The sequence below is a fragment of the Cryptosporangium japonicum genome (assembly GCF_039524755.1).
GTDB classification, from domain to species: Bacteria; Actinomycetota; Actinomycetes; order Mycobacteriales; family Cryptosporangiaceae; genus Cryptosporangium; species Cryptosporangium japonicum.
Genome location: NZ_BAAAGX010000016.1, coordinates 42248 through 63367 on the forward strand (window position 1 = coordinate 42248; position 21120 = coordinate 63367).

Consider the following 21120-nt stretch of genomic DNA (forward strand, 5'->3'; position numbering starts at 1 on the left):
CTCAGCCGACGCCGGGCAGCGCGATCAGCCCTTCCTCGCGGCGGAACTCGGTGTCGAGGCCGGCCCGGCGCGTGATGTCCTCGATGTAGTCCGCGACCCGGTCGTCGGTGGCGGGCCGGGGCACCGCGTCGCCGTCGATGTAGAACGGGATCAGCCCGGCCGAGACGAGCCGGCCGTCGTCGGCGAACGTGCACGTCGCGAGCGCGGTGTTCCGGCTCTCGGGGTGGAACGGGTAGGTGGGCATGGCCGGGTCCGGTGCGAAGCCGAACAGCTCCACCCGGCGCTTGGCCCAGGCGGTGCGCTCGGCGCTCTCGCCGCCGGTCGGGTTGAGCGCCTGGGTGACGGTGACGAAGTTGCCGAGCCCGTGGTAGATCGGCGCGCCCCGGTAGATCTCGACGCCGCGCATGATGTGCGCGTGGTGGGCGATCACCACCGACGCCCCGGCGTCGACCGCGGCCCGCGCGACCTGCGGCTCGTACATCTCGATGGCGGCCGGGGTGTGCCCGACGCCCTTGTGGAGAGCGACCACGACGGCGTCGGCGCGCTCCCGGGCGGCACGCACGTCGGCGGCCATCGCGTCCAGGCTCGCCGGGTCGGCGAACGTGAAGATCTCGGGCGGGCCACCCGGGCTGGCGTGGTCCAGCTCGTAGTGGGTGAGCACCCGCACGTAGGCGCACCCGGCCTTCTGGCTGCGCGCCCACGAGTCGCGCGGTCCGACGCAGTTGTAGCTGAGCACCGCGATCGTCGGGCCCGCCGTCGGCACGATCGCCGGGGTCCGCGCCTCGGTGAGGTTCGCGCCGGCGCCCGCGGTCACCAGCCCGGCGTCCCGGCAGGCGGCGATCGTGTCGAGCACACCCTGCTCACCGACGTCGAACACGTGGTTGCCGGCCAGCGTGGCGACGGTGAACCCGGCCGCGCCGAGCGCCTTGAGGTGCGCCGGGTCGGCCGGCGGCGCGGGCACGTCGGTGGAGAGTTGCGCGGTCGACGTGCTGTGCGGGACCTCGACGTGCCCGATCACGACGTCCGCGCCGCGCAGGACGTCGCGTGCGCCGTCGAAGAACGAGTCCGGGTCCGGCTCGTCGAGGACGAGGTCGCCGGTGGCGAGCAGGGTGGTCATCGGGCGGCTCCCAATCTGAAGCGTGCGAGGAACTCACGCAGGCGGGGTGTCTGGGGATCAGTGAACAACTCGGCCGGCGGCCCGGTCTCGACGACCCGCCCCGCCGCCATGAACACGACGCGGTCGGCGACGTCGCGGGCGAACGCCATCTCGTGGGTGACCAGCAGCATCGTGGTGCCGGCCGCGGCCAGGTCACGGACGACCCTGAGCACCTCGTCGACCAGCTCCGGGTCCAGCGCGCTGGTGGGCTCGTCGAAGAGCATGATCCGGGGACGGGTGGCCATCGCCCGCGCGATCGCGACCCGCTGCTGCTGCCCGCCGGAGAGCTGCCGCGGGTACTTCCCCGCGTGGTCGGACAGTCCCATCGTGGCCAGCAGTTCCTCGGCCCGCGCGGTGGCCTCGGCCCGCGGCGTGCCGTGGACGAGCACCGGCGGGTCGACGACGTTCTGGCGCACCGTGCGGTGCCCGAACAGGTTGAACTGCTGGAAGACCATGCCCATCCGGCGACGCTGGGCCGCGACCGCCTTCTCCGGCAGCACCCGCAGGCGCGCTCCGGTGCGCCGGTGGCCGAGCAGCTCACCGTCGAGGTACATCGCGCCGTCGTCGATCGGCTCGAGCTGGTGCACGCAGCGCACCAGCGTCGACTTGCCCGACCCGGACGGCCCGATCACCGCGACCACCTCGCCGGCGTCCACGTCGAGGTCGACGCCGTCGAGCGCGACCTGGTCGCCGTAGCGTTTGCGCAGGCCGCGGACCGTCAGTACCGGGGTCATCGGTGCGCTCCCCGGCCGAAGTACCGCTCCAGGCGCTGCTGGCCGAGGCTGAACAGCGAGACGACGACCAGGTACCAGAGCACCGCGACGATCAGCAGCGGCACGACCTGGTAGGTGCGGCCGTAGATCGTCTGCACCGAGTACAGCAGGTCGGCCATCGCGATGACGCTGACCAGCGACGTGCCCTTGAGAACGGTGATGAACTGGCTGCCGGTGGGCGGGATGATCGTGCGCATGGCCTGGGGCATCGTGACCCGCGCGAACGTCTGCCACCCGCTGTAGCCCAGCGACTTCGCGGCTTCCCGCTGGCCCCCGTCGACGCCGAGCAGGCCGCCGCGGACGATCTCGGCGAGGTACGCGGCTTCGTTGAGGCCGAGGCCCAGCACGGCGGCGGTGACCGGGGTGATTAGGTCGTTGCTCGACCAGCCGGCGAACTCCGGCCCGAACGGGACGCCGACCGAGATCCGCGGCAGCAGGTAGCCGAGGTTGAACCAGAAGATCAGCTGCACCAGCGGCGGGATCGACCGGAACACCGTGACGTAGGCGGTGCCGGCCCACCGCAGCGGTGCGAACGCCGAGAGGCGGCAGGCCGCGATCGTGGTGCCGAGCAGCAGCCCGACGAGCATCGCGGCGACCGCCAGCAGGATCGTGGTGCCGAGGCCGCGCAGCACCGCGGGGTCGAACAGGTACCGGCCGACGACGTTCCACTCGAACGCCGGGTTGAACACCAGGAAGCGCACGAGCTGGGCGGCCAGGACGAGCAGGACGACGCCGACGGCCCAGTGGCCCCATCGCACGTGCCCGGTGGCCCGCCCGGCGTAGTCGGCGGTGTCGGGGGGCTGGTGCGCCGTGAGCGTCACGGCTTCGCGGCCACGTTCAGCGCCGGGGCGTCGACCGCGACGTCGGTGAGGCCGTAGGCCTTCATGATCCGGTCGTACTGCCCCGACTCGAACAGCACCCGGAACGCGTCGAGCAGCACCGGCCCGAGCCCGCCGGTCTTCGGGGCCAGCAGCGCGAGCTGGTCGACGCCGGCGCCCTGCTCGTCGCGCTGCAGCACGTACTTGTACTGGCCTTTCGCGGCGTTCTGGATGTCGAGCACGCCGGCCTGCGTCGCGCCGAGCGCGTCGGCCCGGCCGGAGCGCACCGACAGGACCGTGGCGTTGGTGTCGGCGAGCGGCTGCCCCTTGACCGCGGGTTTCGTCGCTTTGGCGCACCAGGTGGAGAGGCCCTCGAGCTGGCCCTCGACGATGCTGCCGGACACGTAGGCGACGGTCTTGCCGCAGAGGTCGGCGGCGTCCTTGACGTCGGAGTCCTGTTTGAACAGGTACGCGGTGCGCGAGGTCATGTAGACGACGTTGTCGAAGTCCTTCTCGCGCGCCGGGGTGTCCTTCACCGGGCCGTTGAACGCGTCGAACCGGCCGGCCTTCATGCCGGTGAGCGCGGCGGGCAGCCCGGCGATCACCTCGATCCGGGTCTTGACGCCGAGCACGGCCCCGAGGGCTTTCTGCAGGTCGGGGTCGAACCCGGTGACCGTGCCGTCCTGGGCCACGACCCGGTAGGGCGGGTGCGGGTCGCCGGCGAACACGATCTCGCCCTTGTCCTGGATCGCTTTCGGCAGCTTGTCGTGCAGCTCCGGCCGGAACAGGGCCTGGGCGTCGACCGAGGGAGCTTTCGCGCCGGACGGGGTGGTGTCGGAGCCTCCGCCGCAGGCCGAGAGGGCCAGCACGACGATTCCCAGCGCTCCGGCCAGGGCGAACCTCGCTAACGTCATCATCTCTGACCCCTCTGTCATTGAGACGTATTGTTTGACGCGCGCCAGGATGACTGTCACACGTCGAGGTGCTGAGTGTCGTATGCCGCACCCCCTCCGCGTCAAGAGGTCGGGCGGAAACGAGGCCGTAGAGTCGTCGTGTGACAGTTTCGTCGTCGAACGTGCTACCGCGCGCACGGGTTGGGGCCAACCCGCAGCATCTGCTGGTGACGGTGCTGGGTGACTTCTGGCTCGACGAGGACGCCGAGGTGCCGCTCGGAGCCGTCGTCGAGATGATGGGCGCGTTCGGCACGTCGGCCGCGAGCGCACGGCGGGCGATCGCCCGGCTGGCCGACCGCGGGACCGTACTGAGCACGCGCGCGGGGCGGCGCGCCCGGCTGCGCCTCTCCCCCGCCGCGCGCGCGAGCGTCCGGGAGGCCGCCGGGCGCATTCTGCGTTTCGGCCGCCCCGACGACGACTGGGACGGCCGCTGGACGCTCGTCGCGTTCAGCGTGCCGGAGGAGCGGCGTCAGGTGCGTCACCAGGTACGCACCGCGCTGCGCTGGTTCGGGTTCGGGGCGCTGTTCGACGGCGTCTGGATCTCGCCGCGGGCCTCGGTCACCGCGGTCGAGGACGTGCTGCGCGCGCACGCGCTGGACACGATGTCGATCTTCCGGGTGGAGACGGTGGGCTCACCGCCGCTCGGGGCCTGGCCGCTGCGTGGCGCCGAAGCGGCCTACCTCGACGTGCTGGCGACCTACCGGCCGATCCGCGACCGGGTGCGCGCGGGCGCGGTCGGCGCGGCCGAGGCGCTGGTCGCGCGGGTGCGGCTGATGGACGCGTGGCGGCGGATCCCGGCGCTCGACCCGGGGTTACCGGACCGGCTGCTGCCCGCGTCCTGGCCCCGCGCCGCCGGGTACGCGCTGTTCGCCGAGGTCTACGACACGCTCGGCCCGCTGGCCGAGTACCGCGCGCGCCAACTCGTCACCCAGCACGACCCGGACCTGACTGCCCTGACCCGCCACCACACCTCGGCGGACTGGGACTAGGGCCTGTTTCAAAGGTTCAGGCCGCCGTGGGCGTGGTCCAGGCGGCGAGCGGCAAGGCGGAGGTCTTTCCGGATACCGCTGTTGTATCCGGAAAGACCGACAACGCGGCCGGTCGTCGCCTGGGCCGCGGCCACGGTGGGCTGCTGGCCTTTGAAACAGGCCCTAGGAGACCTCGGCCCGCAGGATCGCGGCCGCGTCGGCGAGGGCGCGCATCTTGCCCTGGGCGGACGCGCGGGGCAGGTACTTCATGCCGCAGTCGGTGGAGAGCACGATGCGCTCCGGCGGCACGTGGTCGAACGCGCGGCGCACCCGGTCGGCCACGACCTGCGACGACTCCACCTCGGGCGTCGACAGGTCGATGACCCCGAGGATGATCGTCTTGCCGGCCAGGTCCTCGAGCACCCCCAGGTCGAGCTTCGACTGCGCGGTCTCGATCGAGATCTGGTCGGCCGTGCACGCGGCCAGCTCCGGCAGGAACGAGTACCCGGCCGGCCGCTCGTGCACCAGCGCCGCGTACCCGAAGCACAGGTGCACGGCGGTGGTGCCGACGACGCCCTCGAGCGCGCGGTTGAGGGCCCGGACGCCGAACTCGCGGGCGATCTCGGGGCGGGCCTGCAGCCACGGCTCGTCGATCTGGACGACGTCCGCGCCCGCGGCGTGCAGGTCCTTGATCTCGGCGTTCACCGCGGCCGCGAGATCCATCGCCGCGGACTCGGCGTCCGGGTAGTGGTCGTTCTGGGCCTGCTGCGACATCGTGAACGGCCCCGGCACGGTGATCTTGATGATCTTGTCGGTGTGGGCGCGCAGGAACTTCACGTCCTCGACCTGGATCGGCGCCGGCCGGCTGATCGGCCCGGCGAGCCGCGGAACCGGGTACGGCTCGCCGTTGCGGTTGATCGTCGTGCCCGGGTTGTCGATGTCGACGCCCTCGAGCGCGGTCGCGAAGTGGTTCGAGTAGCTCTCCCGGCGCATCTCGCCGTCGGTGAGGATGTCGAGCCCGGCCTCCTCCTGCGCCCGGATCGCCACCAGCGTCGCGTCGTTCTGGGCCTCGGTGAGCTGGTCGGGCGCGACCCGCCACAGCTCCTTGGCCCGCACCCGCGGTGGCATCCGGCCGGCCAGCTTGGACCGGTCGATCAGCCATTCCGGCTGCGGGAGACTACCGACCACCGACGACGCGAGCAGCATGGGCCGAATTTACGCCAGGCTTTCCTCGACGAGTCCGGGCGGGGCCGCGTCCAGCATCCGCAGGATCGACTCGGCCAGCCGGCGGGCCGCCGCCGGGTCGAGCTCCACCGCCACCCGGGCCGCGGCGCCGCGCTCGGGGTTGCGGAAATCGATGTTGAGCGTGTGGGCCTGCGGCGCCGACACCGGGTGGTCGAAGTACACGGTGGCGTCGGTGAGCGGGAACCAGCCTTCGCGGCCCTTGCCGGCGCCGCTGATCGTCAGCGTGGCGGTCTCGTAGGTGCACATCGTCAGGCCCCCAGGTGCTCGCCGAAGAAGGTGTGGATCCGCTGCCAGCCGTCCACCGCGGCCTCCGGCCGGTAGGAGGGGCGGTCGGTGGCGAAGAACGCGTGGCCGGCGCCGTCGTAGCGGTGGAACTCGTAGGGCTTCCCGGCGTCCTTCAGGGCCTGCTCGAGTTCGTCGACGTGCTCCGGGCTCGGGTACTTGTCGTCGTTGCCGAACAGGCCGAGCAGCGGGGCCCGCAGCTCCGGCGCGCGCTGCACCAGCGGGCCGACACGCAGCGGGAATCCGTCCGGCGGCGTGCCGACCACGAACGCGCCGTAGCAGTCGACGGCCGCGTCGACGTCGATGCTCAGCGCGGCCAGGAACGACTGCCGGCCGCCGGAGCAGTAGCCGATCGTCCCGACCTTGCCGGTGGAGCCGGGCAGCCCGCGCAGGTGGGCGACCGCGCCGGCCGCGTCACCGACGAACCGCTCGTCGGGCACGCCGCCGTTCGCCCTGGCCACCGCGGCCGCGTCGTCCGGGTCGGCCCCGGGCGCCTCCCGGCTGTAGAGGTTCGGGCAGATCGCGGCGTAACCCAGCGCGGCGAAGCGCCGGGTGATCTCCTTCGTCGCCGCGTCGTAGCCGGGCAGGTGGTGGATGACGACGACGCCGCCGCGCGGGCCGTCGTCCGCCGGGAGCGCCAGGTAGGCCTCGATCTCGTCACCGTTCGCACCCTCGATGCGCACGGTGTCCGCTCGCAGATCGCCGATCAACGGAATCCCCTTCGTCGGTTGCTCCGCTCAACCCTAGTCTTGGACGTAATTACGTAGTTGCGTAATAATGGAGGAGTGACCGACGAATCGCTCGCTGACCGGGTGGCCGCGCTGGAGCGCAGGCTGGACGCGCTCGAGAGCACCGGAGCAGCCGCTCCGCCCGTCCCGGACGACGTCTTCTGGGCCCTGGACGGGCTGAAAGCACGCACCGACAACGGCGTGCTGTTCACCGGGACGGTCGAGCTACCCACCGGCGAGCACTACGACTGGCAGTACGGCACGCCCGTGCCCGCGCTGCTGGAGGCGGACTGGTCGGCCTGGGCCGACCGGCTCGCCGCCCTCGGTCACCCGGTGCGCCTGAGGTTGCTCCACCGGATCCTCACCGGCGCACGCACCACCGCGGAACTGGCCGACGACGAAGAGCTCGGCACGACCGGCCAGCTCTACCACCACCTCCGCCACCTGGTCGCGGCCGGCTGGTTGCAGTCGGCGGCCCGCGGACGCTACGCCGTGCCGCCGGAACGGGTGGTGCCCCTGCTCGTCATCCTGTCGGGAGTGAGGACATGACCGCCACCGTCACCGAAACCCCCCGCGCACCGGGACACCGCGCGCTGACCGGTATCGCCGTCGGCGTCGTCGTCGCCGCACTGGCGTTACTCGGAGGGCCGGCGCCCCACCACCTTCGCGACACCCACCGCGGCGACGACGCACTGGCCCGGCGGGTGCTCGACGTCGTCGGCGACGAGGCCGGCGGCTACCGCGGTCTCGCGGTCGCGCGGGTCGACCGGTCGGGCACCGCGACCACGCTCGTCGGCGACGACGCCGGCGGACCCCGGTTCGAGATCGGCTCGATCGGCAAGGTGTTCACCGGCATGCTGCTCGCCGACCTGGTCGCCGCGGGCGACGTCCGCGCCGACGAGACGCTGCGTACCGCGTTCCCCGACGTCCGGTTCACCGACCCGGCCGTCGGCGACGCGACGCTCGCCGAGCTCGCGAGCCACCGCTCGGGGCTCCCCCGGCTGGGCGGCGGACCCGCGACCGTGCTGTCCGGCGCCTGGACCAACGTCACCGGCGGCGACCCGTACGGCCAGAGCGTCGAGGACCTGCTGCGTGAGGCCGCGGGCACGTCGGTGGGCGGCGGGCGCGGCGAGGTGCGCTACTCCAACCTGGGCCTGGCGCTGCTCGGCCACGCGCTCGCCGCCCGCACCGGCACGCCCTACCCGCAGCTGGTCACCGAGCGGATCCTGCGTCCACTCGGGATGTCCGGCACGACGATCGACGCCGGCCCGGACCGCGGGTGGGCCGAGGGCGCCACCGCGTCGGGCCGCCGCACCGCCGCCTGGACCGGCCTCGGGTACGCCCCGGCCGGCGTCGGCGTCCGCTCGACCGCGGCCGACCTGGCGAAGCTCGTCACCGCGACGATGGACGGAACCGCGCCCGGCGCCGACGCCACCACCCCGCGGTGGGCCGACGGCGACGAGCGGCGCGTCGGGTACGCGTGGTTCACCGACGGCGACATCACCTGGCACAACGGCGGCACCGGCGGTTTCCGGTCCTACGTCGGCCTCGACCGGGCGGCGGGCGAGGGCGTGGTGGTGCTCGGCAACACCAACCGGGACGTCGAGTGGATCGGCATCCGGATGCTGGGCGCCGACGCCGAGCCCTCGGGCACCGCGCTCGTGCCCTGGCAGTGGGCGGTGACGGTTCTTCTCGTGCTGTACCTGGCGCTCACGCTGCCGCTCCTGGCGGTCGCCCGGCCCGGCGAGGCGCACCGGTACCGGTCGGCGCCCGATCGGCTGCGCGTGGTGCAGTCGGCGCTCGCGGCCGTGGCGGTGGCGCTGCTGGCCCACCGGCTCGGTGACTGGCTGACGATCCCGCCGGTGTTCTGGTCGCTCGGCGCCGGCGCCGCGGCCGGTGGCGCGGTGCTGCTCGCCCTGCGCTGGCGCGACCTGCCGGTGCGCGCGGGCGGCCACGCGTGGGTGCGGTGGCTCGGGTTCGCGGGATCGGCCGCGGCGAGCGTCGTCGTAGCGGTGGTGGTTCTGCTGTAGACGAATCAAGGCCCGCGTCCGGCACGGATGCCGGGCGCGGGCCCTGAGAGCGAAGTCTAGTTACAGCGGCGTGATGTTCGACGCCTGCGGGCCCTTCTGGCCCTGCGTGATGTCGAACTCGACGGACTGACCGTCGGTCAGCTCCTTGTAGCCCTGTCCCTGGATCGCCGAGTAGTGGGCGAAGACGTCAGGTCCGCCTCCATCCGGGGCGATGAACCCGAATCCCTTCTCCGAGTTGAACCACTTCACGGTGCCAGTAGCCATGCTTTGTATTCCTCCGAAAAAAAACCACACGCCCCGAACGGGGACGCCGCCCTCAGCTTTCCCCATCTGTCAAACCAATGGGTGAAGGCACGCCGAAGATTACGCCGGTCTACGTGGTGGGCGCCACTCCTGAGCGACACGAGTCAAAATATTTGCGTCAGGTGACGCGCCGGGCAGCCGCTCGCACCCGCTCCGCAGCCCGTCGAGCGCCACCGCGAGGTACCGCCGCCACAGCCCCGGCGCGGCGTTCTCGGAGTACTCCAGCACCGCCGCGACCATGAACTGCAGCATCACCAGGTCGCCGCCCGCGACGCCGGGCCGCAACGCACCGGCCGCGTGCGCACGGGCCACCAGGTCGTCGATCTCCGGCTCCAGGCGCGCCCGGGCCCGCTCGACGTGCTCGCGCCCGTGGACCCGGCTGAACACGACGTCACGCAGGCCCCGGTCGGCGGCCATGTCCGCGGCCGAGAGCTCGGCGAAGCGCACCAGCGCGGCCCAGGGGTCGGGGTCGGCGCGCGCCTCGGCGGCCAGCGCGACCAGCCGCTCGAGCCGCTCGGCGAACAACGCCTCGACGAGCAGCTCGCGGCTCGGGAACCGGCGGTAGACCGTGCCCACCCCCACGCCGGCGTGGTGCGCGATGTCGTCGAGCGTCACGTCGACGCCCCGGGCGGCGAAGACCTCGCGGGCGGCGGCCAGGACGCGCTGCCGGTTGCGCTCGGCGTCTCGCCGCAACGGCCGGTCGGGCATGCTGCTCAGCCTAGCCATCCGGCGGGGTTGCATGACCATGCACCACTATGCATATACTTGCTTCGTGTCCAAGGTGCTGACCTCCCTCCCTGTTGGCGAACGCGTCGGAATCGCTTTCTCCGGCGGCCTCGATACCTCCGTGGCCGTCGCGTGGATGCGTGAGAAAGGCGCGGTGCCGTGCACCTACACGGCCGACATCGGGCAGTACGACGAGCCCGACATCGCGTCGGTGCCCAGCCGTGCCGGTACCTACGGCGCCGAGATCGCGCGCCTGGTCGACTGCCGTGAGGCGCTGGTCGAGGAGGGCCTCGCCGCGCTGGCCTGCGGTGCGTTCCACATCCGCTCCGGCGGCCGGGCCTACTTCAACACCACGCCGCTGGGCCGGGCCGTCACCGGCACGCTGCTCGTCCGCGCCATGCTGGAGGACGGCGTCCAGATCTGGGGCGACGGCTCCACGTTCAAGGGCAACGACATCGAGCGGTTCTACCGCTACGGCCTGCTGGCCAACCCGTCGCTGCGGATCTACAAGCCCTGGCTCGACGCCCAGTTCGTCACCGAGCTCGGCGGCCGCACCGAGATGTCGGAGTGGTTGCTCGCCCGCGACCTCCCGTACCGCTCCAGCGTCGAGAAGGCGTACTCCACCGACGCGAACATCTGGGGCGCCACCCACGAGGCGAAGTCGCTCGAACACCTCGACACCGGCATCGAGATCGTCGAACCCATCATGGGCGTGCGCTTCTGGGATGCGTCCGTCGAGATCGCCCCGGAAGAGGTCACGATCGGCTTCGAGCAGGGCCGCCCGGTCACGATCAACGGCAAGGAGTTCGCTTCCGCCGTCGATCTGGTGCTGGAGGCCAACGCGATCGGCGGGCGTCACGGCCTGGGCATGTCCGACCAGATCGAGAACCGCATCATCGAGGCGAAGAGCCGCGGCATCTACGAGGCGCCCGGCATGGCGCTGCTGCACGCCGCGTACGAGCGGCTGGTCAACGCGATCCACAACGAGGACACGCTCACCAGCTACCACGTGGAGGGCCGCCGCCTCGGCCGTCTCATGTACGAGGGTCGGTGGCTCGACCCGCAGGCGCTGATGCTGCGCGAGTCGCTCCAGCGGTGGGTCGGGTCCGCGGTCACCGGGCAGGTCACGCTGCGCCTGCGCCGCGGTGAGGACTACACGATCCTCGACACCACCGGCCCGGCGTTCAGCTACCACCCCGACAAGCTGTCGATGGAGCGCACCGAGGACGCCGCGTTCGGCCCGGTCGACCGCATCGGCCAGCTGACCATGCGCAACCTCGACATCGCCGACTCGCGGGCGCGGCTCGAGCAGTACGTCGGCCTGGGCATCGTGGGCACGGTGCCCGCGCGCACCGACCGGCCGAGCCTGACCGGCGCGGCCCAGGCGGCCTCCACCGGCCTCATCGGCGCCATGTCCGAGGGCGGCGCCGAGGCCATCGCCGCGGGCGGCGCCCGCACCCGCCGAAGCGACGTCCCCGGCGACGACGAACTGCTCGACCTGGCCGCCTTGGAGTCGGGCACCGACTGACGGGGCGGCGGCGGTCGGCTAGGTCGCGGTGCCCTGAACGACCGGTGGCCGATGGTCAGCCCGCCACCACCCGCGAGGGTGACCCAGAGCCTCGAGCGGACAGGCGGGCCTCGGGCGCAGACGATGCGCCCGAGTCCGACGCGGCGCGGTCAGCCGCCCGGCGGCTCGGCTGCGGCCGCGCTGAGGGTCGCGGCCCTGTAGGTACAGCTGCAGGACAGCTGGGGCCGGTGGGCGCCTGGCACCTCCAGAGCAGCTGGCGGCTTCGGGTCGGCTAGCGGCTTCGGGTCGGCTAGCGGCTTCGGGTCGGCTAGCGGCTTCGGGTCGGCTAGCGGCTTCGGGTCGGCTAGCGGCTTCGGGGCGGCTAGCGGCTTCGGGGCGGCCTCACAGCAGCTGCGGCCCCCCGCGGCGGCGGTCGAGCGCAGCTCCACTGCGGCTGCGGCCCACCGCGGCTGCGGCCCCTCGGGGCGGTGGCCTAGGGCGGCTCCCCTGCGGCTGCGGTCCACTGCGGCTGCGGCTCAGCAGCGGCATGCGGAAGCGTGCGATGGGAGCCACCACCGTCACGATCGAGGCCGCGGACCGCGTCGACCGGCCCGGCGATGGCCGCTACCGCCGCGGAACACGGCATACAGCCCGCCGTCTCCGCCGGCGCCTTCCAGGGCAGCGACCCGTGTTTCAATCCCACCTGCGCGGCCGCGCCCACTACGAGACAGCGCGACCCCGGCGATCGCGCCCACCCGCGCGATCGCGCCCACCTTCGCGACCGCAGTCGCTGCCCCGATCGCGCTGTCATTTCCGGGCTGGCCGCGGCCACCACCCACCCGGCTGTCATCTCCGGGCTGGCTGCGGCCACCACCTACGCGAATCGGACCTGAGCCCGATCCCGGTCACGAACGGGCTGATCGCCGGCCTGGCCCAGCACATCTGCGGCTCGCCATTTCCGCCCGCGTCGTCCCGGGCCGCAGGAGCGCACCTTCCGGGGCCTACGACGGCCAACCGGGCCTACGACGGCCAACCGGCCCTACCGGGGCCCGCGTAGCCCCAAGAACCCGTCGAAGCCCCGATAACTCGTCGGCACCGACGGGGTGCACCCACGTTCATAGGCACCGCACCGGTCACCATTCACACACCGTGCCGCCGGTCCACCCACGGCGCGGTGCCGCTCATCACCGGCATTGGCAGCGACGTACCGGACATGCATCTCGGCCGCCCGACCACGTCGTCGCGCTCACCCGGCTGCGCGGCCCTCATGGCGCGGTCGTGGAGCAGCGCACTCGCGGCCGGTCACCGCGGTCACCGCCGAACTCATCAGCCTGATCAGCGGACCGCTCCCTCACGAGCCCCACCAGCCGTCTCCCTCACCGGGCTCACCGGGCTCACCCACCCAGCAGAATCACGCCCCAGCAGAGCCACGCCCCAGCAGAGCCACGCCCAGTGAACTCACCGCCCAACGAACTCACCGCCCACCGGGCCCGATCGGCTCACCCTCACCCGGCTCGTTGGGCGCAGGCCTCGGAGCGCGCCACGACCTCCACTCCGCTCGCGCTGGCCTCGGGTTTTGCGGGGCCCGGTGGGTTCGTGGGCCGGGAAGCGACCGCTGCGGGAACTCCTGTCGTACCCCGCACGTAGGGTTTAGCTGTGAGGACGACTGGATCCGGATGGCGGGAACGGCTCACCGGGGCCGTGCACCGGCTACGGAACGAGCCCGGCACGACCGACCTGACGCCGCTGCAGCCGCTGGTCGACGCGGCCGACACGCGGCGGGACGAGTTCGCGGAGCTCGACGACGACGCGCTGCGCGAGGCCGCGCGGGCGCTGCGTACCGGTGAGGCGCTGGGCGACACCGACCTGGCCGAGTTCTGCGCGATCGCCCGCGAGACCGGGCGCCGGGTCTGGAACCTCGACGCGTTCGACGTCCAGTTGCTCGCCGTGGTCAACATGCTGCGCGGCCGGGTCGTCGACATGGCCACCGGTGAGGGCAAGACGCTCGTCGGGGTGCTGGTGGCGGCCGCGTTCGGGTGCGCCGGGCGCCGTGTGCACGTCCTGAGCGTCAACGACTACCTGGCCCGGCGGGACGCGGCCTGGTCACAGCCGTTCTTCGACGAGTTCGGGCTCACCGTCGCGTCGGTCACCTCCGATCTGGACGACGACGCCCGGCGCGAGGCCTACACGGCCGACGTCGTCTACGCGCCGGTGCACGAGGTCGGCTTCGACCTGCTGCGCGATCGCCAGCGCACCGCCCCCGGCGACACCGTGCTGGGCCCCCGCGACGTCGTCATCGTCGACGAGATCGACGCGGTGCTGCTGGACGAGGCGCTGGTGCCGCTGGTGCTGGCCGGTGAGGCCGGCCCGGTGGTCGCCGCGCGTGATCTGGCCGCGCACCTGCGCCACTTCCGCCTCGGCAAGCACTACGAGGTGGACGACGACCGGCGCAACGCCACGTTCACCGACGCCGGCCTGGCCAGCGTCGAGGCGTTCCTGGGGGTGGGGAACCTGTTCCACCCCGAGCACGTGGCGCTGCTCACGGCGGCCAACCTCGCGCTGCACGCGCAGGTGCTGGTCGAGCGGGACGTGGACTACCTGGTCCGCAACGACCGGGTGGAGATCATCAGCGCCTCCCGGGGCCGCACGGTCGACAAGCAACGCTGGCCCGACGGGCTGCAGACCGCGGTCGAGGTCAAGGAGGGCCTGGACGTCTCGACCGCCGGTGAGGTCCGCGACCAGATGCTGATACGGTCGCTGGTCACCGGGTACACCACGGTCACCGGCATGAGCGGCAGCGCCCGGGAGGCCGCGGCGCAGATCAGCGAGTTCTACGACCTGACGATCGGCGTCGTGCCGCCGGCGACACCGCTGGTGCGCGAGGACGAGCCCGACCGCCTCTACGCCGACGCCGAGTACCGCGACGAGGCGCTCATCGCGTTCCTCACCGAGGCCCACGAGAAGGGTCAGCCGCTGCTGATCGGCACCCGGGACGTCGCCACGTCGGAGGCGTGGAGCGACCGGCTGAAGGCCGCCGGCATCGACCACGTGGTGCTCAACGCACGCAACGACACGGCCGAGGCCGCGATCATCGCCGACGCCGGGCGTCGGGGCGCGGTGACGATCTCCACCCAGATGGCCGGCCGGGGTGTCGACATCCGGCTGGGCGGGGTGGCCGCCGACGACGACCCGGCGCTGGCCGAGGCGGTGCGCGAGCTCGGTGGGCTGTGTGTGGTGGGCATCGGGCGCTACGACTCGGCCCGTCTGGACCGGCAGCTGCGCGGCCGCTCGGGCCGGCAGGGCGATCCGGGGCGTTCGGTGTTCTTCACCAGCCTCGACGACGACCTGGTGCTGGAGCACGCGCCCGACCACAACGCGGTGCAGAAGCTCGACAACGAGGGGTCCGTGCTCGACAAGGGCCTGCGCAAACACGTCGACCACGCGCAGCGGGTGGCGGCCGGCAAACTCGACCAGATCCACCGCAAGACCGTGCGCTACGACGAGCTGGTCGAGAACCAGCGGGCCGCGACGATCGAGTGGCGCACCGCGATCCTCGCCGCCGAGGACCTCGACGACCTGCACGAGTGGGTGTGGATCGAGCACGAGCACTCCCTCGAGGTGGTGCGGCAGGTGCTGCTGTTCCACCTCGACCAGGCCTGGGCCGAGCACCTCGCCGAGCTGGCCACCATCCGGGAGGGCATCCACCTGCGGATCCTGGGCCGGGAAACCCCGCTGGACGAGTTCAACCGGCTGGCGATCGACGCGTTCCGCTCGTTGCAGACGCACGTGCGTGAGGCCGCCGAGGAGACGCTGACGACGCTCGAGCCCGGCGAGAACGTGGACCTGGCCGAGGCGGGCCTGCGCCGCCCCACGTCGACCTGGACCTACCTGGTGGCCGACACCCCGTTCGGCACACCCGAGGAGCGCTTCTTCGAGGCACTGGTCGGGCGGCGCGGACGCGGCTAGTCCCGGTCCGGCAGGCCCCCCGCCCGGCCGCGAACGGTGCCTCGCGGCTCGCGGGATCCGCCGGGCCGGCCCTAGGAGTACGACCAGCCGCTCCAGCGGGTGACCCGGATCGTCAGCACCGGCCCGGTCGGTGGCCGGTCGGCGTACTGCGGGTACTTCGCGACCAGCGCGTCGACCGGATCGTCGCTGACCACGGCGAGGCCGTCGGCGCGCACCCACCACAGCTGCGTCCACTCGTCGGAATACCGGTCGGCCAGTACGCACACGTGCGGGTTCGCGGCGACGTTACGCAGGCGGCGCAGCCCGGTGTGCCGCTTGGGTTTGTGGTCCACGGCGATCAGGATCGTGTCGCCGACCACGGCGAACGTCGCCGGCACGAGGTGGGGCACGCCGTCGGCGTCGGCGGTGGCCAGCCGCACCACGCGGGCGTCGGTCAGCCGCCGGCGGGCCTCGAGCTCTCCGAGCTGCACGCGTCTCTCACCACTTCCGCCCAGGTCTCCGGATCGTCCCAGAAGAACGAGTGCGCGCCGGGCAGTTCGACGTAGCGGCCGCCCGGGCTGAGGGCCGCGAGCCGGCGGCACCACCCGGGCCGGGACAGCCGGTCCTCGCTCCCCCGCAGCACCAGCGCGGGTACCCGCAGCGCGCCGACCGGCTCCTCGATGCGGTACGCGAGGTGCGACCGGATGAGCCGCGCGAGGCGCAGCGGACCGGACCGGGCCCACTCCGGGCCCTGCGACCGGATCAGGCCGCCACGCTCCTGCCTGCCGTCACGCAGCCAGCTCCGGCCGAGCCGCAGGGCACCGCGGCGGGCCGGGTCGACGATCGGGCCGGCGAGCAGCACCGCGACGACGTCCCGCCGCCCCACCGCCGCGGCGGCCGCGACCTGGGTGCCGCTGGAGTGGCCGCCGAGCACGACCGGCCCCAGGTCGTTCGTGTCGAGCCAACCGGCGACCGCGTCGGCGAACCGGGTCACGTCGACGCCGCCGGAGCGCGGGAGTTCGAGCAGGTGGGCGCGGGTCCAGCCGGCGAAACCGGCGAGCCCGGTGAGGAGGTAGTCGGCGACCGACAGCCCCGGCACGACCACGACCTGGGCGACGCCGGGGCGCGCGGTGCCGATGGACCGGCACCGGAGCCGCCCGAACGGACCATGGTGATACGTAGTCGTCAAATCCGGCATACCACCAGTACTACCCGCGAAGGGCCAGGAGTTCCCGGACGAGCACGGGAAGGTCCAGCGCCGGGTTCGCGGTGAGGAGCCGCTCGCGGATCGGGGCCGGCACCGAGCTCCAGCCGACGTGCGCGCCGACGACGGCGCCGGTCATCGCGGCGATCGTGTCGCAGTCGCCGCCGAGGCTCGCCGCGTGCCGGCACGCGTCCCACAGGTCGTCCGGGTGGAGCGCGGCGATCGCCAGCGCCGCCGGCACCGCCTCCTGCGTGGCCAGCCCGGTGCCCACCAGGCGGTAGATCCGGTCGAGGTCCGGTTCGGCGGCGAGGTCCAGGGCCCAGTCGATCCGGGCGGCGACGTCGGCCCCGGGCACGTAGTGGCCGCGTCCGGCGCCGAGCCGGGCGGCGGCGACCGCGTGCCGGAGCGACTCGCGCAGCGGCCGGCCCTCGATGCCGGAGCTGACCGCGGCCGCGACCGCCGCGGCACCGGCGATCGCGACGCCGGTGTGGTGGGTGACCCGGCACGCCTGCTCCACCGCGTCGACCAGGGCCTCCAGTGGACGCGGACGCACACCGACCCCGATCGGCGCGATCCGCATCGCGGCGCCGTTGGTGTCACCCCAGCGGCCGGTCTCGTCCGGGGACACGCCCCGGGCGACGGCCGCGAGCGCGCGCCGGGTGGAGGGGCCGAGCAGGTCGAGCGAGCCCTCGGCACGCATCCGCTCCTCCCAGGCCAGCAGCGCGTCGGCGAAGGTCCGCGGATCGACGTGGCCGTTGCCGGCGACGAACAACCGCCCCAGGATCACGGCCTGGTCGGTGTCGTCGGTGACCCGCCCGGCCGGCCGGCCCCGGCTGATCTCGTTGTCGTCCGGGCCGGGGTACAGGTCGTCGAGCACCGGGCCGTAGCGGCGGCGGATCGCGTCCCGGGGCTGGTTCTGGGTCGGCATCCCGAGCGCGTCCCCGAGCGCGAGCCCGCCCAGCGCCCCGAGCGCCCGGTCCCGGGTCACCGCGGCCGGTAGCCGTTCTCGGCCAGCGCCCGGCCGTGCCGCCCGTAGTGCGCCGGATCGGACGGGACGGTCGTCGCCAGGCCGTCGACGTAGCGGTTGAACATCGAGAACGCGGCGGCGATCAGCACCGTGTCGTGGATCGCCGCGTCGTCGGCGCCGGCCGCGCGTGCCCTGGCCACGTCCTCGTCGGTCACCGAGCGACCGTCCACCCGCACCTTCTCGGCGATCGCCAGCAGCGGCTCCAGCCCGCGCTCGGCGCCGTCGTCGAGTTCCCCGGCGACGGCGCCGTGCGTCCGGGCGCAGAACTCGCACCCGTTGCCGCGGGACACGTGGGCGGCGATCGTCTCGCGCTGGGCCGGGGTCAGCGGCGACGGTCCGCGCAGCAGCGTCTCGGCGAGTTCGGTGAGCGGGGCGGCGACGTCGGGGCGGGCGGCGAGCAGCCCGACGAGCCCGGGCAGCGGCGGCAGGTCGATGTGCGGCATGCCGCCACGCTAATCCGCTCGCCGGATCCGTGGCCCCGGCGTACGGTGCCGGGCATGAACGATCAGGTCCTCCGGCGCTACGTCCGCGACGACCGGCTGGTCGACTTCCCGGCCCGCTGGACACGCAAGCTCGCGGTCCTCGGTCACGTCAGCCTGCGCACGTTCGTCCCCGGCGAGCGCTACGACGAGAAGACCGTCGAGGAGCGGCTCGTGCCCTGGTGCGCCGGCGGGCCGGTCGACCACGTCGCGCTCCGCCGCTACCTGGTCGACGTCGGTTACCTCACCCGGGCCGACGGCGAGTACTGGATGACCGGTCCGGCGCTGAGCTAGACGGGCGCAGCGCGGCACGCAACGACAGGCGCGACCCGGTGTGCAGCACGCCGCGCCGGTAGACCGCACCGGCCACCCGCACCGTGCCGGCCAGCGCGATCAGCGTCAGCACCACCGCGAGCACGATCTGCCAGGCCGGGGCGACGCCCAGCGCGCCCCGCGCCGGCATCAGGATCGCGGTGAACGGCGGGATCATCGACAGGATCTCCACCAGCTCGCTGCGCGGATCGCGGATCAGCAGGTTGAGCCCGAGCACGAAGATAATCACCAGCAGCATGATCAGCGGCGAGATCACGCTCTGCATCTCCTCGAAGCGGGACACCAGCGCGCCCGCCGCGGCGAACACCGACGCGAACAGGAAGAACCCGAGCAGGTACCAGCCGAGCAGCGAGACGAACGTCCCGATGCCCAGCGACGGCAACGTCAGCTGCCCGGCCGCCGACGCACCGGCCAGCCCCACGCCGCCGAGGATCACCAGCTGCACCAGGCCCACCAGGCCGATGCCCACCACCTTGCCGAGCAGCAGCTGCCAGGGCCGCACGGTCGCCAGGAGCAGCTCCACCACCCGGCTCGTCTTCTCCTCGACGACCCCCTGCGCCACGCCGGTGCCGTAGGTGATCAGCGCGATGTAGAGCAGGGTCATCGCGACGCCGGCGAGGACCAGCCGCTGCCCTTCCTGCGGGTCGGCGGCCCGGAACGCGTCCACCCGCACCCCGGCCGCGGCGACCGCGCGCTGCACCGCGGCCGGGTCCGCCCCGGCCTCGGTCAGCGACTCCTGCAGCGCGCGCTGCTGGAGCACCGCGGTGAGGATGCCGTTCACCGCGTCGTCGAGCTCCTCCTCGACGACCGCGGTCGGCGCCGACGCCGGCCCGGTGATCAGCGCGTCGAGGTCACCGTCGCGCACCTGCTGCCGTCCGGCGCCCTCGTCGACGATGCGCACCTGGAGGTCCTCGTCGAGGCTCTCGGCCACCGCCTCGATCGCCGGGCGCAGCTGCGCCGACGGGCCGGACAACCCGATCGTCGGCCCGGACGAGTTCGCCAGCCACACCGACAGCACCAGGTAACCCGCGATCACGACGAGCAACCCGATCGTGCCGATCACGAACGACTTGGCTTTCAACCGCGTGCGCACCTCGCGCGCGGCGATCAGCCAGACCACGGACGCGCTGCTCACGGCTGGGCTCCCTCGTCGGTCACGACCTCGCGGAACAGCTCGGTCAACGTCGGCCGGTAGGGCCGGAACTCGGTGACGGGCCCGGCCGCCAGCGCGGCACGCAGCACGTCCTGGTCGTCCACGTCGTCGGCGAGCGCCAGCACCTGCCGGGTGCCGTCGGTCGAGACCAGGTCGACGCCCGGCACGGCCGGGTTCCACGCACCGCGGACGTCGACGATGACCTGCCGTTTCGTGCTGCGCAGCGCGTCGACGGTGTCGCAGGCGACCAGCCGCCCGGAGCGGATGATGCCGACCCGGTCGCAGAGCCGCTGCACGAGGTCGAGCTGGTGGCTGGAGAACAGCACGGGCACACCGGCCGCGGCCCGTTCGGCGAGCACACCGCTCATCACGTCGACCGCGACCGGGTCGAGGCCGGAGAACGGTTCGTCGAGCACGAGCAGGTCGGGGCCGTGCAGCAGCGCGGCCGCGAGCTGCACCCGCTGCTGGTTGCCGAGGCTCAGCGCGCCCACCTCGCTGGTGCGCCGGTCGCCGATACCGAGCCGGTCGGTCCACTCGGTGACCGCCGCCCGGGCGTCGGCGCGGCTCAGGCCGTGCAGGCGGGCGAGGTATTCGAGCTGGTCGGCGACCGTCATCTTCGGATAGAGGCCGCGTTCCTCGGGCATGTAGCCGATGCGCCGGGCCGCCTCGAGCGTGATCGGGGCGCCGCGCCACCGGACCGCGCCGCCGTCGGCCGCGAGCACGCCGAGCGCGATCCGCATGGCCGTGGTCTTGCCGGCGCCGTTGCTGCCGACGAACCCGAAGATCTCGCCGGGGCGCACGTCGAACGAGAGGTCGTCCAGCGCGACGACGTCGCCGTAGCGTTTCGTGGTGCCGTCAAATTCCAGCGTGTTGTCGGCCATGCGGTCCCTTCGTCGCGCGTACCCCGACATCATTGCCCCGGGCGGCCGGGATCGAAGCACCGAGGATCAGCAACCCGGCGATCGGCAGCAGATCGAGGTTCGCGACGATCGCCAGGTAGCCGACGAGCACCAGCACCGGGCTCCAGTACGCGCGCCGGGCGGCGATCGCGAACAGCAGCACGAGGACCGTGAACCCGAGCGGGTACAGCGGCGCGACCGGGTCGAGCGGGGTGTCGTGGTCCTGGTAGCGCAGGTTCATCTCGGCGCGGTCGGCCGCGCCCGCGCCGACCAGCAGGTCGACGACCACGGTGTGGACGAACGCGGCCAGGCCCAGCAGCGTCGCGGCCGCCGCGACGAGCGCCGGGACCGTGCGCAGGCGACGCCACAGGTCGACGGCCACCCAGCCGAAGCCGAGCAGCGCGACGAGGAACAGGACGTGGCCGATCGTCCACGCGGGACCGGGGCCGTGGCTGCCGTCGAGGCCGTCGACGAGCCGGACGACGCCGTACGCGGCCACCAGGAAGGGCGGGGCGAGGTAGGTGAGTCTCATGCCGCGAGCCTGGCCCGACCCGGTGCCGCCACGCATCGCCGGAGCGAGCGAACCCCGCC

General features: G+C 73.1%; 22 protein-coding genes. 6 read left to right on the top strand and 16 right to left on the bottom strand.

Annotated features, from left to right (window positions below):
• Window position 1 precedes the first annotated feature (1 nt).
• Genes ABD437_RS19720 through ABD437_RS19735 form a run of 4 tightly spaced genes read right to left on the bottom strand, consistent with a single transcriptional unit; the run spans window position 2 to window position 3664 of the window.
• Entirely contained in the window at window positions 2-1117 is a 1116-nt protein-coding gene (locus ABD437_RS19720) for a CapA family protein (protein WP_344650342.1), read from the bottom strand.
• A complete protein-coding gene (locus ABD437_RS19725; protein WP_344650343.1) occupies window positions 1114-1890 on the bottom strand; it encodes an amino acid ABC transporter ATP-binding protein in 777 nt (258 codons plus the stop codon). Before ABD437_RS19725 ends, ABD437_RS19720 begins: the two co-directional genes overlap by 4 nt.
• A complete protein-coding gene (locus ABD437_RS19730) occupies window positions 1887-2750 on the bottom strand; it encodes an amino acid ABC transporter permease (protein ID WP_425558187.1) in 864 nt (287 codons plus the stop codon). Before ABD437_RS19730 ends, ABD437_RS19725 begins: the two co-directional genes overlap by 4 nt.
• Complete coding sequence (locus ABD437_RS19735; RefSeq protein WP_344650344.1) at window positions 2747-3664, bottom strand: transporter substrate-binding domain-containing protein; 918 nt, start codon at window positions 3662-3664, stop codon at window positions 2747-2749. Before ABD437_RS19735 ends, ABD437_RS19730 begins: the two co-directional genes overlap by 4 nt.
• A gap of 203 nt (window positions 3665-3867) precedes the next feature.
• Between ABD437_RS19735 and ABD437_RS19740 the strand changes: the two genes are divergently transcribed.
• A complete protein-coding gene (locus ABD437_RS19740; RefSeq protein ID WP_344650345.1) occupies window positions 3868-4689 on the top strand; it encodes a PaaX family transcriptional regulator in 822 nt (273 codons plus the stop codon).
• Between the two features lie 162 nt (window positions 4690-4851).
• Here ABD437_RS19740 and ABD437_RS19745 read toward each other — a convergent pair whose 3' ends face one another.
• The 3 genes from ABD437_RS19745 to ABD437_RS19755 are packed head-to-tail and all read right to left on the bottom strand — an operon-like array spanning window position 4852 to window position 6905.
• A complete protein-coding gene (locus ABD437_RS19745; protein ID WP_344650346.1) occupies window positions 4852-5874 on the bottom strand; it encodes a uroporphyrinogen decarboxylase family protein in 1023 nt (340 codons plus the stop codon).
• 9 nt (window positions 5875-5883) lie between these two features.
• A complete protein-coding gene (locus ABD437_RS19750) occupies window positions 5884-6159 on the bottom strand; it encodes a DUF6295 family protein (protein WP_344650347.1) in 276 nt (91 codons plus the stop codon).
• A gap of 2 nt (window positions 6160-6161) precedes the next feature.
• Window positions 6162-6905, bottom strand: coding sequence for a dienelactone hydrolase family protein (locus ABD437_RS19755; RefSeq protein ID WP_344650348.1), 744 nt, complete (start codon window positions 6903-6905; stop codon window positions 6162-6164).
• Window positions 6906-6980: 75 nt separating this feature from the next.
• Between ABD437_RS19755 and ABD437_RS19760 the strand changes: the two genes are divergently transcribed.
• Together ABD437_RS19760 and ABD437_RS19765 are read left to right on the top strand one after the other, a co-directional pair.
• A complete protein-coding gene (locus ABD437_RS19760; protein WP_344650349.1) occupies window positions 6981-7472 on the top strand; it encodes an ArsR/SmtB family transcription factor in 492 nt (163 codons plus the stop codon).
• Window positions 7469-8953 carry a serine hydrolase domain-containing protein gene (locus tag ABD437_RS19765; RefSeq protein WP_344650350.1) on the top strand — a complete coding sequence of 495 codons (1485 nt, stop codon included), beginning with the start codon at window positions 7469-7471 and terminating at the stop codon, window positions 8951-8953. Before ABD437_RS19760 ends, ABD437_RS19765 begins: the two co-directional genes overlap by 4 nt.
• A gap of 60 nt (window positions 8954-9013) precedes the next feature.
• On the opposite strand, the gene ABD437_RS19770 is transcribed toward ABD437_RS19765, so the two are convergent.
• Window positions 9014-9217: a cold-shock protein gene (locus tag ABD437_RS19770; RefSeq protein ID WP_035855122.1), complete on the bottom strand. Its 204-nt coding sequence runs from the start codon at window positions 9215-9217 to the stop codon at window positions 9014-9016.
• A 99-nt stretch (window positions 9218-9316) separates the two neighbouring features.
• Window positions 9317-9964 carry a TetR/AcrR family transcriptional regulator gene (locus ABD437_RS19775; RefSeq protein ID WP_344650351.1) on the bottom strand — a complete coding sequence of 216 codons (648 nt, stop codon included), beginning with the start codon at window positions 9962-9964 and terminating at the stop codon, window positions 9317-9319.
• Window positions 9965-10028: 64 nt separating this feature from the next.
• On the opposite strand from ABD437_RS19775, the gene argG reads away from it, so the two are divergent.
• Window positions 10029-11510: an argininosuccinate synthase gene (argG, locus tag ABD437_RS19780; RefSeq protein WP_344650352.1), complete on the top strand. Its 1482-nt coding sequence runs from the start codon at window positions 10029-10031 to the stop codon at window positions 11508-11510.
• 1635 nt (window positions 11511-13145) lie between these two features.
• Window positions 13146-15455, top strand: coding sequence for an accessory Sec system translocase SecA2 (gene secA2, locus ABD437_RS19785; RefSeq protein WP_344650353.1), 2310 nt, complete (start codon window positions 13146-13148; stop codon window positions 15453-15455).
• 71 nt (window positions 15456-15526) lie between these two features.
• Here the strand turns inward: secA2 and ABD437_RS19790 are convergent, their stop codons facing one another.
• From ABD437_RS19790 to ABD437_RS19805, 4 genes are read right to left on the bottom strand one after another with little or no spacing between them, the layout of a single operon-like run.
• Window positions 15527-15925, bottom strand: coding sequence for a TIGR03668 family PPOX class F420-dependent oxidoreductase (locus tag ABD437_RS19790; protein ID WP_344650354.1), 399 nt, complete (start codon window positions 15923-15925; stop codon window positions 15527-15529).
• Window positions 15889-16623, bottom strand: coding sequence for an alpha/beta fold hydrolase (locus ABD437_RS19795; protein ID WP_344650355.1), 735 nt, complete (start codon window positions 16621-16623; stop codon window positions 15889-15891). The genes ABD437_RS19790 and ABD437_RS19795 overlap by 37 nt, the downstream gene beginning before the upstream one ends.
• A 19-nt stretch (window positions 16624-16642) precedes the next feature.
• The gene (locus tag ABD437_RS19800; RefSeq protein WP_344650356.1) at window positions 16643-17626 is read right to left on the bottom strand and encodes an ADP-ribosylglycohydrolase family protein; all 984 of its coding nucleotides are present in this window, start codon (window positions 17624-17626) and stop codon (window positions 16643-16645) included.
• On the bottom strand, window positions 17623-18108 hold the full coding sequence (locus ABD437_RS19805) for a carboxymuconolactone decarboxylase family protein (RefSeq protein WP_344650357.1): 486 nt from the start codon (window positions 18106-18108) through the stop codon (window positions 17623-17625). Before ABD437_RS19805 ends, ABD437_RS19800 begins: the two co-directional genes overlap by 4 nt.
• A 54-nt stretch (window positions 18109-18162) precedes the next feature.
• Here ABD437_RS19805 and ABD437_RS19810 point away from each other — a divergent pair, with 54 nt between their 5' ends.
• Window positions 18163-18438: a DUF2087 domain-containing protein gene (locus ABD437_RS19810; protein WP_344650358.1), complete on the top strand. Its 276-nt coding sequence runs from the start codon at window positions 18163-18165 to the stop codon at window positions 18436-18438.
• Here the strand turns inward: ABD437_RS19810 and ABD437_RS19815 are convergent.
• From ABD437_RS19815 to ABD437_RS19825, 3 genes are read right to left on the bottom strand one after another with little or no spacing between them, the layout of a single operon-like run.
• On the bottom strand, window positions 18389-19612 hold the full coding sequence (locus tag ABD437_RS19815) for an ABC transporter permease (RefSeq protein WP_344650359.1): 1224 nt from the start codon (window positions 19610-19612) through the stop codon (window positions 18389-18391). The two genes, ABD437_RS19810 and ABD437_RS19815, sit on opposite strands and share 50 nt — an antisense overlap.
• Window positions 19609-20511 carry an ABC transporter ATP-binding protein gene (locus ABD437_RS19820; RefSeq protein WP_344650360.1) on the bottom strand — a complete coding sequence of 301 codons (903 nt, stop codon included), beginning with the start codon at window positions 20509-20511 and terminating at the stop codon, window positions 19609-19611. The genes ABD437_RS19815 and ABD437_RS19820 overlap by 4 nt, the downstream gene beginning before the upstream one ends.
• A complete protein-coding gene (locus ABD437_RS19825) occupies window positions 20486-21061 on the bottom strand; it encodes a hypothetical protein (RefSeq protein ID WP_344650361.1) in 576 nt (191 codons plus the stop codon). Before ABD437_RS19825 ends, ABD437_RS19820 begins: the two co-directional genes overlap by 26 nt.
• Window positions 21062-21120: the final 59 nt, after the last annotated feature.